The organism is Pragia fontium, assembly GCF_900638655.1.
GTDB lineage: Bacteria > Pseudomonadota > Gammaproteobacteria > Enterobacterales > Enterobacteriaceae > Pragia > Pragia fontium.
This window is the reverse complement of sequence record NZ_LR134531.1, coordinates 599,160-618,185: the sequence shown is the minus strand read 5'-3', so window position 1 is coordinate 618,185 and position 19,026 is coordinate 599,160. Positions and strand designations below refer to the sequence as shown.

General features: G+C 50.6%; 2 protein-coding genes (1 of these 2 cut by a window edge). Both read right to left on the bottom strand.

The features are described 5' to 3' along the window. Positions 1-41: 41 nt before the first annotated feature. The gene (locus tag EL341_RS02520) at positions 42-857 is read right to left on the bottom strand and encodes a CPBP family intramembrane glutamic endopeptidase (protein ID WP_126466933.1); all 816 of its coding nucleotides are present in this window, start codon (positions 855-857) and stop codon (positions 42-44) included. A gap of 323 nt (positions 858-1,180) precedes the next feature. After that, on the bottom strand, positions 1,181-19,026 hold the 3' portion of the coding sequence (locus EL341_RS02515) for a CARDB domain-containing protein (RefSeq protein ID WP_126466931.1). Its footprint extends 15,817 nt past the window's final position; 17,846 of the gene's 33,663 nt are visible here — the last part of the coding sequence; its start codon lies off the right edge, out of view — the gene reads right to left on this strand; the stop codon is at positions 1,181-1,183.

The following is a 19,026-nucleotide window of genomic DNA, read 5'->3' as shown; positions in this document are numbered from 1 at the left end:
TGCGTCATACACCGAAACAACATGACCAACCTCCTTGTCCATCAATTTTCAGGCTGCGCTTTTAAGAACAAGTCTTGTTCGATGGCAATCAACAGAGCGGCAACCAGCAATAAGATCATGGTCCAGAGACATTTGGTTAACGGTTCGGTCTGCATCAGTTCCGCCGCCATCACCAGTGCAAAATGAAACAGAACAGCGGCTGGGATACTGCGCTGACAGCGGTAATAAAACCAATTAGCCAAGATGGTGGCCGGAAGCATACTAATGAAGAAATTAGCGACATAAATTCCTCCCGCCTGCCAAAGTTGATTCTGATAAGTGTCGTGAATAAAAAACAGCGGTAGATGCCAGAGCGCCCATAATCCACTGAACGCCAGAGAGGTTGGTAGGAGTATTCCCCAGACGCTTCTCAAGCTGTCAACGCCGTAGCTGCGCCAGCCCAACTCTTCCATTAGTGCGGCAATCAGCGCCAGCGGCAACATAGGAAGAAATCCAGCAGAAAAAGCAAACTGACTTGCGCTATGCCCTGACAGTACAGACAGCCAAGTTGCCGCCAGTAACGGAATCAGAATTAATCCCAGCATTATCAGCAAACGGCTTGGGGTTATTCCTTTTAGCGCAAATAGCCTGCTGCGATAGTCCTGTCGTAGCAGGCTATTGCCGGAAGTACGCAGCATGACCCAAGCAGCAAGAGCCGGGCCAAGTAGCCCCAACAGAGCAGTAACCAGCGTCAACTGCCGCATATCGGGTAAATAGCTTAAGTAAGCGGCCACTGACCATGGCAGCCAAGAGAATAAAAAAACCAGACCAAAAAAGCGTAGAGGATAATAGCGGATTCGTTGTGTGATATGTCCCATCGATTAACTCCCTCCTTGGTGAACTACAGTTTTTCTAGCGATACCAGCCATTTATCGTCCCTAAATTGATGATGGAATGTTCACACCTTAGCAATTGACTGACGGTCGGTCAATAAATAAAACAAAATCGGTGAGTTGTATCTTTTGCCCTTTTTATTGAGCACCTACGGCTACGCGTTCTGGTTTTCACCAGAATGACAAAGAGGAACACTGAAAAACCAAATAAAAAAACGTCAGTACCTATCGGTATCTGACGTTTTCTGATTAACCACCTAAACCAACGGAATCAACATTCCGTTGGTTAGGCTAACTTCTACATCACACTAACCACCGTTGGCGGAGCGAACATCAATGGTCAACGCCGCAGAAGTACTGGCACTATCCTGATTAGCCTGCTCCGTTGCCGTTGCCACAACCTTTAACACCACTTGACCACTGAACGATGCCGGTGGCGTAAACGTTAAGTGAGCTAATTGCCAGTCGGTAATATCCGCGGTTCGTTGAACGTTAGTCGCAGTGAAATGATGAACGCCATCGCTCAAGACGCTACCTTCAGGTAAATCCTCCACCGTCATACGCAACGTTTCGGAGCCGTCAGTATCCGTCAGCGCCGCACTTATGGCTGACAAGGATATTGGCGTGTCCTGCATTCCCTGATTGGTGGATAACACCTCGGTTAATCCAATGTTATCTACCATCATGCCACGTCCTTCACTGGAGAACTGGGTCGCTTCGGTAACAATACGCAGCGTTTGCTTACCGCCCTTGCCGACAAACGACAGGCTCAACGGTTGCCAATTCAGCCCATTGTTATCACTGACGCTTTCACTGCTACCGATACGTATACCATCAACATAGATACCGATACGGGTATAGTCCGCACTAAAGCCCAGACAACCGGCTACATCTAAACTTAACTGATAGTTTACGTCAGCCTGCGTCACCATATTGCGTTCAATACCCAGGGTTTGTGCCATGGTTCCCGCTGCATTGGTCAACTCTAACCAGTTTCTGCCATTGCCAGCGGCAGATTTAACCACTTTAAGCTGTCCTTTGGCATTCTTCATCCGGTCATTGCTACCCCAGATTTTGAAACCATTTTTTCCACCGCGATAATTATCCGGCCCGGTAACCAGTTTCCATCCCTCCAGCTCACTGCGCTGCAGCAATGTTCCTAAACTACCGATGGTAGATACGCTTTCCCAACCGGTGCGGAACAGTTCCCGAGTATATTGCCCATCGCTGAGAATCAACTGTGGCACATCCGCTACTGGCGTCACCGTCAGACGTACGGTAGCCGGAGCCGCATCATACTCACCATCGTTAACCGTCCAGCTAAAGCTATCTTCACCACTCCAGTCAGCCAGTGGAATATAGGTCACGGTATTATCCGCATTAAGCTGCAATTGACCGTGCTCTGGCTGACTAAGAATACGCAGGGTTAGCGTATCGCCATCAATATCACTGGCGTTAGACAGCAAATCAAGCGTCAGGCGGCCATCCTCATCCAAGGTGGCCTGAATATCCTGCGCCACCGGCGGATGATTAATCGCACTCTGAATGACCGTCAACGCGACACTGGCAACGTTAGACAGCGTAGAGCCAGCGCTAAGTTGATAAGTGAAGCCATCCTCACCATACCAACCCGCATTTGGCATATAGGTAAAGCTGCCGTCGGTATTCTGCACCAAACTACCGTGCTCAGGTTCCTTAATCAGCTTCACCACCACACCAGTCAGCCCGCCCAGATCGTCGTTATCCATCACGTTGAGCGTTATCTGGCTATCCTGATCCAACGTTGCGGTATCGTTATAGGCATGCATTTCCACTTCACCGCTAACGCTGTCCACCGTAAGAATAACCGTAGCTACGTTGGAAAGTACGGAACCGGCACTCAGCTGATAAGTGAAGCTGTCCTGACCGTACCAACCGTTATTTGGCGTATAGGTAAAGCTGCCGTCAGCGTTGTGTACCAGACTGCCGTGCTCCGGCCCCTTCACCAGCTTGGTTGTCACACCCGTTAGCCCACCCAGATCGTCATTATCCATCACGTTTAGGGTTAGCTGAGTATCCTGCTTCAACGTCGCTATATCGTTATAGGCATACAACGGAGCGTTAGCAGACTCACCCAGACGTAGTCTGCTGATAGTTACCTGACTATGGGTTGCCGCATGACCCCGGCCAAAACCAATCAGATCAAACGACAGATTAATCGCCGTTCCCACCGCTACGTCGCTCAAGTCGATGAGCACGCTACGGCTACCGTCAGCATTCAGGGTACTAGTAACCCCATCCGCCAACCGCAGTTGATCGTCAGCCTGTAGATTGAAGAGTGCATTGCTATGGCTAACGCCGATAGACGGCAATAACGATATTCCGCTTGCCGCATCGATCACCGCCACCTCAAAGGCATCGTCCGGTCCGTTATCCACATCATCCAACACAATATCCGTCAGTCTGAAAGAGAGATAACGCTGATTTTCTCCCAGCACAAACGCCTGATTCAAACGGGTTTGGCTGGTCGCCGCTTCCGTTAGGGTCGCTGTATTGCTGACAAAACCAACCGTGCCGGTGGTGCTCCAGCCGCTGCCGTCGGCAAATTCGGCGTTGGTGAGTATTGGGTTGATGCTCATTGTTTCGAACGCCAAATTGGCTACCCGTTTCCGCTTAGCGCTCATCCCATACGGCGATGATATAACGGCGGTTTTCCCTTGAGCTACCGGCGCATCTGGCTGAAACAGCGGAAGGTGGCGTAATCGCGTCATTACCACCTCCTCCTGCAACCAGTCAGCTTCAGAACCCCCCTTACTACTGTTACCGACCACTACATTGTCTATATCGGCATAGTAATCACCCTGTTTTTTAGCTGAAATAGAGAAGCTAAAGCGTCCCGCTTTGCCCTGCATTCCAACTGGAATGGTTACCTGACGCGCTTTTCTATCACCATTATCCTTTTCATCAATATCAACAGCGATAGGAGCAAAACATACACCACCCATTGATTCAAAAGTCACCAACAGCTTAACGTCCTCTCCCCATCCTCCTTTAGTCGGGGTATATCCCGCACCAGGTTTAAACATTCTCCTGCCAAATGCAGCACTAAACATTAATGTCGATGCATCCTCATCAAAGAACATCCAGTCATGCTGTAGAGCATCCTCACGGCTCGATATGCGATAGGAATAATCAAATATATACTCCTGAGCCAGCGCAATCAGCTCCGGCGGATCCGGCATCTTGAATTTATCAGTGAATTTTTCACCCACCATCCCGGCAATCACTTCGAGAACTTCCTTAGCCACTCCCTCTGGAGAAATCGCAGTCGACAGCACCACTACCTGCAATATTTCCTTAACCTTTTGCAAAAACTCACCCGGTTTGATTTTCTTCAGCTCCTCAAACCCTTTCTGTATCAGTTGTTCAATCACATCACCGGTAACTGTTTCAAAGAAATCCTCCACCTTATCTATCACTATCTGCGGATAATTCAACGCAAGCAGCCTATTAGTCAGTTGGGCAAATCGAGCCTGACTAAAGCGAGGGATAAGATTCAATCCCTGAGATGGATTTCTGATTCCTCCCTGCATGGACCAACCTGGTATTTCAGTCCATACGCCAATCAACCAGTGCAGCGGCAGACGTCCATAAACCGGTGCATAACTAGCTTGGAAATCACCGTTAAACACTGATGGAACAACGATATGAACATCACCGAACTCTCCATGGTTGCCGCCATACTCAGTATTATTTGTATTTTTCGGATCGAACGATACGGAAGAAGATTTTCTCTTTTGCTCTTTCCAGTCGGCTGAGGTCGCTCCGCCCAGTACTGACCAAGCCCAGCCAACACCAACACCTTCCCACGACGGAAGCTTAGCCGGATCCTGCTGATGAGAAGCAGCTGACGTAGACTCGTATTCCCAAGCGTTATACCAAGGATTACCCGGTTGGTTATTTTTGTCAGTAACGCCGTTGAAAACATAGGATTGCCAATCCATACCGCTGTCTGACTCCAACTCATAGCGCCAGTCATAGCCATTACGCCAAAATATATTGCTATAGCCTGCCGTCAAATTATCCCCTTTAGTCATGGAGAAATCGGCCGTTCCCAAATACCAGCCCTGCACCCGGCTGTGCGGTAATGCAATGCCCAACCCGAAGAATTTCAGTTCCGTATCGGTTTCGAACCAAGCTCTGCCGTCCAGATGGAGATCGACAGCGGTTCCTGAAATTGCGCGACCGTTTGGCGTTAGCGTTGTTCCTTTTACTTTACCCAGCGTCTGATAGTAGTTATCGGCAAAGCCAATGTTATTCCATATCATGACGTCAGGATCGTAAAACTCCGCATATTTAATCGTGCCAAATCCCAAATACTTAACGATATTGTTCAGTACCCCTACGCCCTTCGCCATACGTTCTAAGAACCGGCTAGTTCCTATTGCCACACCCGCAGCCCACGGAACCGCCAGTGCCAAAGCATAAGAACCATATGATGCATACGTGAGCGTTTTCTGCACGCTAGAAATAGCTTGAGACACCGGTAGATCCAATGAAGCCTGCTTAAACTCATGAGGATCCAAAGTGGTCATATGAATATTTTCCACCCTTGAGAAATAGAATCCCAGTCGCTGAATGACTTCACTGTTAACCGATGTCCCTCGACTATGACCGATAAAGTGCAGTGGGGAATCAAAGATCTTAAAGCTACTGTTGAGACTCACCATAAAGGCAAACAGTGAGCTGGCTGCCGCTTCAGCAAAGCCAGAGTCATTAATACCTGATTCATCAGCCCAGTCGGCCAGTATAATTAAAGGCTTAGTGGTATCAATTTTCGAGGCATGTGCAAGAGGCACAAAATTCCTATCTTTGGTTTTTCCAGTACGCAGATCGTGTTTCGGTTCCCACTTCATCACGCCGCCAGTCAGCTTATCCATCTTAATAATACTGCCGCCGTTTCTGGCTACGATCTGTACCGCTAGATCTAATGAAGCGGTATCGGCAGCATACATTGGATCAACAGAAAGCGGTGGTTGGAACCCGTGCGTTGCTACGATAACAGCGGGGAACCGATTATTCTGCGATTTAACCACATCAACGTTAAAAGCTTTAAATCCACGGTAGGTATTATTCTTGGATTTAACCTCAATCCCCCAGTAATAGGGCTGACCGGCAGTAAGGCGTTTAAAATCACCCAATTTACCCGTGTCTAACGCATAGACTTCACTCTCTTCATCATACGTAACGTAGTCTGGAAGACATCTTAGATCGATGTTCTTTAGCGAGTAAATACGCCGAATATTTCTGTCCCCCTGCCAGTTTTGACTGATGTAGTCATTGACTTTACCGGTAATCGTATCGAACTTCTGCGGTTTAGGCAGCGGATCGTCTGGCCATAATCCCTTACCTGAAGCCTGTACGCTAAGATAGAATGTTAACTCTACCAGCTTAATCCCACCGCCAATCTTCCATTCAAATATAGGTTTCGGCTTAGCCAAGGTTTCTTCTATGCCATTAAGGCTAATCCCCGGCTTCAGCAACTTCAGCACCGAACCGGTTTGAACGGCTGCATTAACGCCAAACACTGTACCTTCGCCGTCCGATGAAAGCTTATCAACCTTCATTGGTTGCGAATTGTCTACAGGTGTTCCATTGTTAGTTCCAGCAATAAAACTCCGATCCAACGGTTTTAGCGGTCCATTATTCGAGTTCAGTACAGCCCGCATCAAACCATCAACATTCCACACCAGAATGTAGTGGTAAAAAGATGAAACAGGGCTGCCCGGAGGATCTTCTTGCCATACGGTACCAATCAGTTGGGAACTGTCCGTTGATAGCGTCAGCTTATCAATTGCACCGCCCATAATTGCCGTAGTTGCCCCCAAATAAATTGGCCCACCACGTTTACCAAACGGATCTTGAACGATACCAATCTTGCCACCAGCCTGTTTCGTCGCAGCTTCCTCATAGTTACCTGCCATAAAGGCTGGTGAATAGTAAATAAAATTATAGTCCGCAATCAGTGCATACTCTTCTCCGCCACGCAGCAGATAAACAACACCGCTGGTACGCTGAATATTCTGCTGGTATTTTTCCTGCAAATATCCTGAAGGAGGCGCCAATTCAGCTTCCCGCACATTAATCAGACCAGATATATTGCCTTTGGCATCCAGCATCGTGCGAATAGCACTTAATCCATGGTTGTAAGCCAGTGAACTACCCAGTAAAAACTCACCAGGTTCACTACCCGCGACAATATATTGAACACCCTTACCCGCTCCTAGCTGGGAGAATGCAACGCTATGCATCCCTTTACTCGACAGTTTACCTGTCTCCGAATTGACTAATTTCAGGTCAATTACGTGAACATCCCCCTTAGCCGCATTGAAGTAATGACCAAGACTCCTAAAGGTCAATGGGGCAGTAATCGCCAAATAGCGATCGTAGCTGACAGCGAGATCAAAATAACCCAAAGTAGAAGCCGGTATACCCTGAATTTGCTGCTGGCGACCATAGCCCTGTAAATCTGACCACTTTATGTTGATACGCATCAAGCGGGCTGGCCCTGAAGCATCAGAACCGTAACGATCGCCTTCTGCTACATATAACCAATCGTTGGCAATCGTCAGGGCACTGATGTTGGCATTGCTACCCTGTACCCTTAAAGTCTCAATGACTTTACCCGCGATCAAATCCACTACATAGATCTTACCGTTACGACCTGCCACATAAGCTATTTCGTCATTTTCAGCCAGTGCGACCTGAGTGGTTTTGCCCCCATTTAGCAAACCATTCAACGGCCTATCTGATTCATCAACTTGAATACTTCTGGTCAACGACAGAGCATTTACACCAGATTCACTAGGTCCACCATGATCTTCATAGAGATTAATCGATGAACTAGTCACCACTAGCGTCAAGCGATTCAAGCCCTCCCTATTAGGCCGCACCTTATTGCTATCGATACCATTTCGGTGATAACGGAAGACTCCATTGTCATCAATTCCTCCCGCAATACGCTCAACAACAAACTCATGCTGGGATAAAGCGATCCCCCGCGGCAACTCAATATATGTAAAACGGAATTGACCCTTTGTCATGCCAAAAGCATCGCTTCGCACTTCGGCTAACTGCTGCAAAATCATTCCATGACTCAACGGCTCTTTAGATTGTTTCGCCCTATCAAAACCCTTAGGCTGAATCCACAACCGATATTTTACCGCCGCAACATCAGCACCATTTCTCGCCGCTTTTCCAGAAATATTAACGCTGGTATTCCCCTCAAAATCGACAGGCATAGAGAAAAAGTCAATGATTGGCGCGTCTACAGCTAAACCCTTTTCAGTAATTTTGGGGGTAAATTCGATGAGATTTCCTTCTAATTTAACCTCAACGTCGCTTCTTATATAAGCCCCGTCAAAGCTAATCGTATTTGCCCGCCAGAAGTATGAGGAAAGCGCCAGCGCTGACAATACGCCCGACTTGACCCCCTGGAAGATACCTACGCCAATGCTAAGTCCGATCACGCTTAGCATTTCAAACATATCCAACTTACCGACTATCTTAAAACTACCGGTTTCCTCATTTAGCTCGATTCCACCGGAAGTACAGAGATAGGTACCATTAGCTCTAGCACCAGGGAATGGCGGGCTTGCAGTACGCGCCACACCATCGTTACCGACAAAACCATTATCAACCACCACCCACATAGGCTGTAGTTCACCGTTTTCATCCAGCCCCATTCCCTCACGTAAGAACAGTACTTCCGTTCCTGCCTTCACACCAGAAACAGGCATCGCCAACTGCATAGGTAATAGCGGATCGCTATCACCAATATCAATCTGTATTGCCGCTAACGAATTTAACACCCCCGTTGGCGGTAACGGCAGATCTATATCGGCCAACTCTCTCTTAGCGATCGAAGCCGTAACATCCTTATCTAACGCTCCCGGTGGAATTGATACGCTGTTGCCATCACTGTCGCTAATTACCGCACCGTCTTTAGCGTTAACAGCTACCGAACCGCTCTGCGCCTCAACAACACGCAATTCAACCATCTGCAATTGCCCACCGTTGACGATATAGATACAACCCGTACCGGAAACCTTAGCTCTGACCAAACCATCGGCAGTGATTTCCGCAATATCGGCATGGGACACCGCATAACGTGTTCCCATACTGACCTGATGAATCTCAGTATCATCAAAGATTGACCTGACTTTCAACTGCCTCTCACCCCCTCCTTGTTCCAAAATGATAGCGTTTGGATAGACATCAATTTCCGCATTATCATCATTAGTCACCGCTAACGGCCAAGCGGGAATGCTTTCAATACGTAACGCATTCATCGCTACAACACCACCTGCTGCAACGCTATACAGGGTATTCCCTTCAGCTAAACCTTTCAGCATCCCCAGATAATCAACGCTGAGCAGCGTATCGTCATCAACAGTGACCGTAATGTAATCACCAAACAGTTCAACGTTCTGCTGATCGGTAAAGTCACCGGTAATATTCAGCGGTATGATTTCCCCTACGCCTAGCACCGGCTGGCGAGGAATGTAGATGCGCTGTAATTTCGCATCACTGATGGTAAAGGCAATCTCAATCGGCTCGCCGGCGGCAAAACCGTCATCCGCCAGTACTCGAATGGTTGCCGGACCGGCATAGCCTGCTTCCGGGGTAAAGATCAGCGTCTGTCCATCCGGTGCCAGAACCGCACTACCGTGAGTACCGTCCAAAATGCGCCAGAATACCGCTTCACCTTCTTGATCGACGGCAATATCATCCAGTCGGGTACGTACGCCAAGATCAACGTGAGTCAGAACCGGCTCTTTAACAGCAACGTTCTGCGGCGGTTGATTAGCCCTAAAGCCGGTATTGGCATACAACAGCTGACGATCGCGATTATCAATCACCCCGTCACCGTTTAGATCCCCGGCCAGATTCTGCGCCAGCAGCAGCGCCTCCCATTGGCTACTATCGGTGGCATCGACCTTACCATCCTGATTCAGGTCGCCAACGATCGATAGGCGGATCTGTGCCTCACCGCTACCGCGCAGGCTAATCAGTTTGGCTCCGCCCTGCGTGATACGCAGCAGATAAGTGGTTTTCCCTTGATGGGTAGACGTTGAAATGATGGCAGCATCGGTAACGTTCAGCGTTGCTCCCGCAGGCAGTTCGGCCGCCAGCGCCACAATAACTGCCCCCGAGATGCCAGGCTTATGCACCATACTGGCGATTTCACTATCGCGGATAACAAATGCCAGGTTAGTGTCCTGAGAGGTATTCAGGCTGCCCTGCCAAACGTTACTACCGCCATTCACCCAGTTAATCACCGCGCCTAAATTAGCGGTTAATGATGCCGTTAACGGTGTACCATCGGCCAGATACACCATTGGCATGCCCGGCTGTTGGTCACTGAGTTTACGTATCAGCAATAAACGTCCGCTGTCGTCATAACGATAAATGGTGGTCTGTATGTCACGCTGAGCATTCGGATGAATAATCCGGATAATACGCCCGGCGCTATCACGTTGAATATCGATGCGATCGCGCAGATCGCCACCGACCAATGCAATACCCGCATCGGAAACCAGCCAATCAACCCCATCGCTGAAAGTGATGCGCGTAATACGGCCTAAACGATCCAGTTCATAACGGCTACCGTCTGGCCCGGTTAACGTATAGCAAACCGGTACCCATGGCAGGCCAGAGACCTGATCGTAAAGGGCATCGCCCATTAACATCAGCGGCTGATTGATATCGGCAGCTTGACCATGTGCCGCCAGTTGCCAGCCGCGATCGGTACTAAAATGAGCAGCCCAAACAATCGGCGCGCCCGGCTTAGTGCTAATGCGTTCACTGACCGCATTCAGAGTAAAGCTGAGGTGATGGCTACCGCTGGCAGGATCCGCCAGATCCGCCGGAATAACCAACCAGACCCGAGCACCATCACGCCAGGCCGCAGTTGCCCCTGAAGGCAACGTCGCCAGCTGGTCGCTGCTTAATCCAATATTCAACCAAGGGAGCGCCCAGTTACCGAAGTCGCCACCAACTTTACCGGCTTCATTATCCCATTGACGTCCCAGTGCGACACTGTGCCCACCAAGGCTTACCAGTGCATCGATTTGCGTTATCGTACGTAGCGATTTATTGGCACTGTCAATAATGATCAGCGTCTCGATTTCGCTGGTTCGATCCATCAGATCCCAAGCGGTGAAGCGCAACTGATACACCCCGTTACGCCACTGACGAGGATCCAACTCGGCGAGTGACAAAATCTGATCGATATCATGAGCAACGTATTCTTGCTGCGCCAAGGTATACCACTGATTGCTGCCGGCAATGGCGATTTGTAGCCGCCATCCCATCAGCTGTTGTTCACTTATTCTCACCATTAACGGCGTTAGCTGATCCAAGGTAAACGGTACACCGTTCGGCTCTAACAGGTTGTGCCAGGCAATAATTGGTGCCTGATTGTCCTGCGGATCGCGTACCCGCAACATATGGGTCGCGGTACTACTAAAGCCATCACAATCGACTGCCGTCACCCGCAGCGTCATAATTCCGGCTTCGGACGGCGTTAAATGGAGTCTTCCGGCACTGTCTATCACCACATTCTGCCATTCGTCACTGTCACCGTAACGCATTTGTACCGTGAGGCTATCAATAGCGTTCCAACCTTCAGCCCGAGCGGTAATCACCACTTTCTGCCCCGGCAATACTGGCGTATCCGGTGTGGCATTAATCAAAATGCTCGGTGCATTTTCCGTCGCATCCGCCACCACACGCAGCACAAAATTGCGCCGCGTCGTATCGTAACCGTCGGAAACCTCAACGGTGACCACATGGTCGTCAATCTGTCCCGGCCCCGGCGTCCAAACCAAGCGCTGCTGCGCCCGATCGTATCGTGCACCCTCGGGTAAATGAGGGAAACTGACGCTTAATGCCTGAGTCTGTTCCTCGCCATCCGGATCGATGGCGTTAATACCCCGTTGTTCACTGCCGCCTAACGTTACCGGCAACTCAAAGGTATCCCCGACTACGCGAGCAAAGTTGTTAACGGTCACCACTGGTGCACGGTTAACGTCAAACACCCGAACCTGAACCCGTTGGAAGCTCTCCGCTTCACCATCGGTAACCCGGAAGGTAAAGATAAAGGCACGATCGATGCCGTTCGTGTTATCAACCACGTCAAAATCTGGCGTCCATTCGAAATAACCGCTGGAACCATCGAAATACACTCCCTGAGGCGTGTTTTCGTCATACACCAGATTCATCATTAAGGCATCCAGATCCGCATCTATCGCCCGTAGGGTAAAGCTCAGGGTTTCCCCTTCATTAATCAACTGTAGCGGTACCGGCAAAATGCGCGGTGGCTGATTAACATTGGCAACGGCAATGTCCAATGTGCGAGTGAAGCTGGCAGCCCCATCGCTACAGGTTACGGTTAACCCCCAATGTCCCGGCGTACCGGTGTTGCTGTCCTGCGCAGCCAGCATATCTGGCGTCCAACTCAGCACGGCCCGATCGCCGTTCTCCGTCGGCGTTAATTTCATACCGCGCGGCAAGTTACCAATGCTCCACGTCAGCACGTCACCGTCCCGATCGTGACCAAACAGGGTGATATCCAGCGGCTGTCCTTCCGCCGCAGCAATATTCACCACATCATCCTGACCCGGATCGTTCAACGGTTGGCCGTCCACTTCCATGCCCAACAGTTCTGGCGCCGTATTAGTGGTACGCACCACAATACGCAGAGTATGACGTACCTCATTCGGTACTGGGTTTTCTGGAATAGCATGACCGGCATCTGCTGGCGGCAGTCCACTATCGGTGACCACCAGCATCATATCATAGCTACCGCTGGTACCGCTGCCCGGCGTCCAGCGTAGCGTTGCATGACCATACTGCACCGCTGGCGTGAGCGTCGCCCCCGTTGGTAAACCTTCACAACGCCAATTTAGTGCATCCTGATCGGCATCGGTTGCCAGCAACGCAATCGACAGCGGTTGATTCTCCAGCGCAACCACCTGTTTTGGCGCTATCAGCACTGGTGCCTCAGTCAAGCTCACCACCGTCAGAACAAAACTCTTGCTCTCTGTCAGTATCTGATGAACGTTGCCGTCACCGTTATCACTGGCGGTAACGGTAATCGTATAATCGCCGCGATCGCCATCCCCCGGCATGAAACGCAGCACCCCACCGGCTACCCCATCAGCCGACGGTGGATTAGCCGTATATTGAGCGAAAGATGGCAAGCCACTGAAGGTTAATTCAATCGGATTACCGTCGGCATCCGTGGCCGAGATCGGCACCTCCAACACCTCGCCTTTATTCACAAACGCGTTGCTAATATCGGCAAGTTGCGGTGGACGGTTAGCGTTTTCAACTTCAATCGCGACAGTTAAATGACTGGTAGCCGGTATACCGGTACCGTCACCATCATCGGTAGCAGTGACCTGAATACGGTAACTGCCCGCCTGTGAATAGCTCGGTGTCCAAACAATCTCAATAGCGTCTTCATCAAACACCGCGCCTTCCGGCAAGCCATCTACCGTATATTGTACCGTTGGTGCAGTAACCTCATCACCAACCAGCCCCGCTTCCGGGTTAATTCGGGCAGGCGGTTCATAATTCGGATTATCCGGGTCGAAGGCAAAGACGCTAATACGCAACGGTTGCCCTTCCAGCACGCGCCAGGTCGACATCGGTTCAAAGATCGGCGCACCGTTGGCGTTAGCCACATTGAGATGCAATTCTTCCTCAACCGTCTTGTACTCCACACTGCCATCAAGAGCAGTCCAAACAGCCTTCAGAATAATCGGTACGTTATAACTGCCGTGCTGATTAAAGCCCGGTGTCCATTCAAACCAACCGGTATCGGCATTCAGCAAGGCACCACCTGGCAACCAGGTAGTGATATATTCCAGCTTAACCGAAGCCCCCCGAGGCTGAACTAAACCACCGGGCACGCTGCCGTTCAGTTGCAAGGTAAAGCGTTCGCCTTCACGCAGCTGTTGTTCACCCAACATAATTAGCTGAGGATTAGGATAGGCTTGGGTAACGGTGATGATAATGCGCTTACTGACGGTAGATTTACCATCGCTGACGGTAAAAATAATGTCATCATAAACACCCGCCTGCTCATAGTCAGGTGTCCAACTCAATATCCGCGACTCGGCATCAAATACGGCTCCAGCAGGCAAATTGCGTGCTATCACAGTTACTACATCACCATCTTCATCGCTCACTGAAATTGGTAATGACAATGATTGCCCTTCAGCTAACCGATATTCCGGTGTTACATCAATAACAGGAGCATGGTTACCGCCATCTACCGAAAGTTGGTAAGTACAATATGTAGCGCCACCACGGCTGTCCTGTACTCGCACCAAAATTTCACACGCATGGTCAGCGCTCTCATCAGGCGTCCAACTCAACGTCGCACGGTTGTAATAGCCATCATCCTTAGTTTCAACTTTCTCAGATGGTGTAAGAGTAACGCCGCTCGGGGCATGAACCAGTTGCCACCAGAAGAGAGAACCATCAACATCTATCGCTTCAATCTCAGTACTCCAGAAAACCCCTACCTGTGCATTTGGCAATATAGAAGCTTCTGGCATATAAGGCTGAATCCCCGGAATGCTCAACTTCGGTAATTGGTTATCCTGAGGCATGGCGTAAACGCCGTGTCCCAGATTCGCCTTCACCAGCGCCGTTAAACCGTCCCGAGTGGTGAAGTTTTCTGCCGGTACCACCGTAACGGTAATATCGCTGAGCGTTACGCCAACCCTTAACTTACCACCCAACAAGGCAATGGCTGAGCTAAGATCCAGCACCCACAAACCATGACGATCGCCATCTCCCAGAACTGCGTCAAGTACGCCACCGCTAAAATAACGCCCCGGATCCAGCAATAGCATCAACGGTCCATTCAGATCGTCAGTACCAATATTGGTGACGCTAACGTCATAGCTGACTGCGCCAGTAGCCCGATCGCCACGGGTGTTAGAGAACGCCAGCTGTAGCTGACTGCTCATATCATTTAGCGCGGTGAAGCTGCTAATCCAGCTATGCTCCATCATCATGCCAATCTCACTGCACAGGTTGCGGCATACCTCAAGCTGCCATTGCCCCGCTCGTAATCCGCTAACCGTTAACCAGGCCGTACGCGTCTCGGCATCCCAGGTCACTTTATCTGGATTGATCACCAAGGTTTCATCATCAGAGTCCTGAGTCAGAACGTAGTTCTGTTCATTGAACACGCTACCTTCATCATCTTGCCCTTGCCACATCGGCTGATCGAATACCACGCTGATGCTGCGCATTGGTAGAGGAACCAGCGCTCCGTCAGCAACGCTAACCGCAATCACTTTCGGTGGACGTGCCCGGGCTATCTCATCTACATGACCGGTTTGCGCCACCAGAATGCGCCCATCGGCGGTCACTATGACCGACTCACCGCGAGTTCCACCGGTTGCCAGCGGTAATACCCGTCGACTTGCCAGTTCGACCATCCAAAGCGATGCCTGATGCGGAGTCTTATCATCATAACGATGGGTCGAACGTTGCTTCAGATTACTGGAGGCTAACATCACACCAGCCAGCTCACTGTTTTCAGCACCAAAGGCGATACTGTCAATTACCCCATTGAGGCGATATTCCAACTCAGCACGCCCCATATGACGACCGCTCATTGGGAAACTCACAATATCGGTACTTGCATTCGCAGCTGCGCTGCTAATCTCTGAACCACTCCATTTTACGCCCCACAGCCGACCGTCTGGCGCAAAGGCCAGATCGCCAACCCGTAGATTGCTAAAGTGACGCCAGCGTTGATCTTCAGGATTAAAGATTTCAACTCCGTTACCCGATGACAGGTAAATCTCACCGCTCTGCGGATGAATCGCCAACGCATGGGTCAGTGGTTCATCCCCCGGCCCGGTGATACGTTGAATAATCGCTCCGCTGTTGATATCAACCAGCAGCAGTTCAGCACCAGTCATCACCCACAGCTGTTCCAACCGATCGATGGCCATATCAATAACCGGCACATCAAGGGTAAATAGTGGCTTGGTATTGCGACCCCCTTTTTGACCGAAATGATAAATTTCATTACGCCGTATACCGGCGCTTAACAGCAAGCTACCGTCGGTGAGTTCAATCAGCCCTTGAGCACCCAGATCGCCGTCGCTATAGCTAAAGCCTTGGGCAAAACTACGTAGTGCGAACGGTGCCAGCACGGTTTGCAAATCGCCAACCTGACTGCTGACCACCGTTCCCGGCAGATAATCATTCGCTTGTTCAAACAGCGGGTTAGCCGGATAGCTGCGATCCGGCGTTGCCAGCGGCATTTCTGCACTTTGCTCCAACGATGGCAGTACTCCAAGCTCCTCCATAGCCTGCTGACGAGCGCCGTCATCAGGCAATACTGCCTGAGCCACGTTAACCCTCTCGCGGTTACCGGCCATATCGGTGGCGACCGCCAAAAACTCATAGCGTTTACCGGCTTCACCAATAAACTGCGCCTGTGTGATTTGAGGATCCTGCTGTCCAAGCCAGATTTGGAAATCACCGCCGTCTTCGGCAACATAAATAGTTACCGAACGCACACCGCTGGCGTCATCTTCGGCTTTCCAACCGATATCAAACGTTGGCAGACCCTGCTGATTATTGCCCAGCTCGGTCACGGCCAGCACGGTTTGCGGTGCCTGTGCATCTAACTTCAGCATTGAAGCGCTACTTTCAATCGGTGGCATCTCATCGAAAATCACGCGGGCAGACGTGGTAATATCCGCTCCGGTATCCGCGCCAACTGCCGCAACAATGCTGTAGCTCACCAATCCTTGTCTTAGCTGGGCATCACTACCCACCAGCGCCAACAGGCCTCGGTTCATATCACGTAAGACTTCCCCGGTATCCGGGCTTATCGCCTGCAACAACCAGGTCGCAATACGACCATCCAGATCCAGACCGGCACTAACCCGCAGGACAAACCCCTTATTGGCGGTAAAGTCAAAGTCACCCTGGAAATTGCCTCTACCAGCTGGGATATGCACATTAATATCACCAACTTTGATATCTCCCAGACGGAACGATCGCAAATCAAGGTTATCGTCCAGTTGAGTCACAATACGGATTTCACCCACCGACGATTCACCGGTGTTACTGAAAGCAAGGGTATAAGGTAATGCTGTGTCAGACGGCACATAGCGGTTACCATCTTCGGCAATGACCGCCTGAGGTGGCTGCACACTGATAGCAATCGTGGTGTCGCCATCCTGCAGCGTTTTCAGTTGCAGATACTGCAACAGGTTCAGCGCCTGCGCATCCACCGGGCGGAACTGACTATCCAAGCGGCCAATATGGCGTAGATACTCTAGTTCGGTCAGATTACCGGCGAAAATATTGAAGTTAATAAAGTGGGTTTTCTGGCTAGCGTTCTGGTTGAAGCTATCCCGATCGGCCATGGCAGGAACAGGTATCGAGACGCTGTTACTTTCATCATCAGTACGCGTTTCGTAGTATTCAATTTCTGCTATAGCCCCTTGAGGATCGCCCTCATACCGGGCGGTATCGCCATACCACATCTGAACCTGACTAAAGAAGCCAAGAATATCAGCCTGCGTGCGATAAATTTCATTGCCTTTCGCTAACAGAATGCCGCTGGCTAATGTAGCATTCAGGCTCACCACCAGCGGATTGTTACGAATTGGTGGTGCTTCATCAAGCGGACGCAATAACCCTGCCGCCTCCAATGCACCAAGCCATCCTGCGTTCCACTGTGCTTCATCTGCCGCCAGCGTTGATAGCGCAACCGGTGCCTCTTCGTCATTGAGAATCGCCGTGCGCAGTTTCTTCGCATGAGCTATCTGGTCGACAATAAACTCTTCCCGGGTTAACGGCGTTGCCGCAGCAACAATGTTCAAGCGGAAAGGTATCGCCAACATTTCCAGTTTAGTCAGATGTTCTTCCGGATCGGAAGACAGGAATTTCTGCGTCAGCCCTTTAGACAGTTTATCCAGATCCTGTACGCCGCGGTCTAACACGCCCTGTTCACGCCATTCCGGGTGCAGCATGTAAAGTGCATGGCGCAGCCCTTCAAAGTCGTAATTGACCCATTCGTTCAGCCCTGGCCAAGTCTGCACATTAAAGCTCATGCCGACAAAACCGCCTGCCTGCACATCAAATGCATAGCCGGGAGCCAAATTATAACCGTCAAGATTCTGCGTACCGTCCAAACTGGCCCATGGAATGTCATGACGCAGCGTACCGTCGGTCGGCGTCTCCCCATAGATCCGCGTATTTCCGGCCTGATCCAAGGTGATGCCTGCCGGTTGACCGGCCACATTGCTACCGAAAACGGCATACGGCAACGCTAAGTCCTGCAATAAATATTGGCTGTAACCCAGCTCAGGAATGCCAAACTCAAAGCGAACGTAAGGGGTATCCAGATTGGTCAGGCTTTGCAGAGAAATGCTGTAAACGCCATTAGCGCCCGGCGTCAAGGTATAGTCACCGCCTAGTCCGATGGTGACGTCCACTTCAACACCGCGCTCCACTAAATAACGCTGCGCTTCTACGACTCGCTCACCGTTTGGATTGATCACCACCACATCGTAAAGCCCCATTGGGAATTTACGCAGATCAAACACCGCTCGAATATGGGTAGCATCCAGCACCTGCCAGCGCTCAGGTTCAGCCTCAAACACATTAGGACGAGACAGTTTCACCAGCGCCCCGGCGCTGAAGCGGGCACCGTGGATATCCAGCGTCACCCAACGATGCTGCTCAGTACCGATCCCACCGTGATCCGGCGTGACTTTGGTGACCGTCAACGGCAGGAGTTCCGCCAATAACACGATCGGCATATCCGGTTCACCATGGCGAGAACGCACCAGTACGTAATAAACCCCGGCTTTCGTGGTTGTAATTAACGCTTGCTGATTCGCCGACAGCGGCTCGCTATAAGCGGCGTCAAACGCCGAGCTGGTCGGGGTATCGTCATAGCGGATATAGATTTCATTACTGCCGTTTTTCCCTTGGGCACTGAGGCTAACACGCAGCGTTTCACCTGCCGGAACGGTCACTTTGTATAGCCGTTCCTGACCGGCGCTCAGGGTACTCGACAACGGATAATCCAGCGGCAACTCCGGTACGATAACCT

Excerpts from the sequence above, each read along its gene's own strand:
- EL341_RS02520 (WP_126466933.1), bottom strand. The coding sequence starts at position 857 with ATGGGACATATCACACAACGAATCCGCTATTATCCTCTACGCTTTTTT.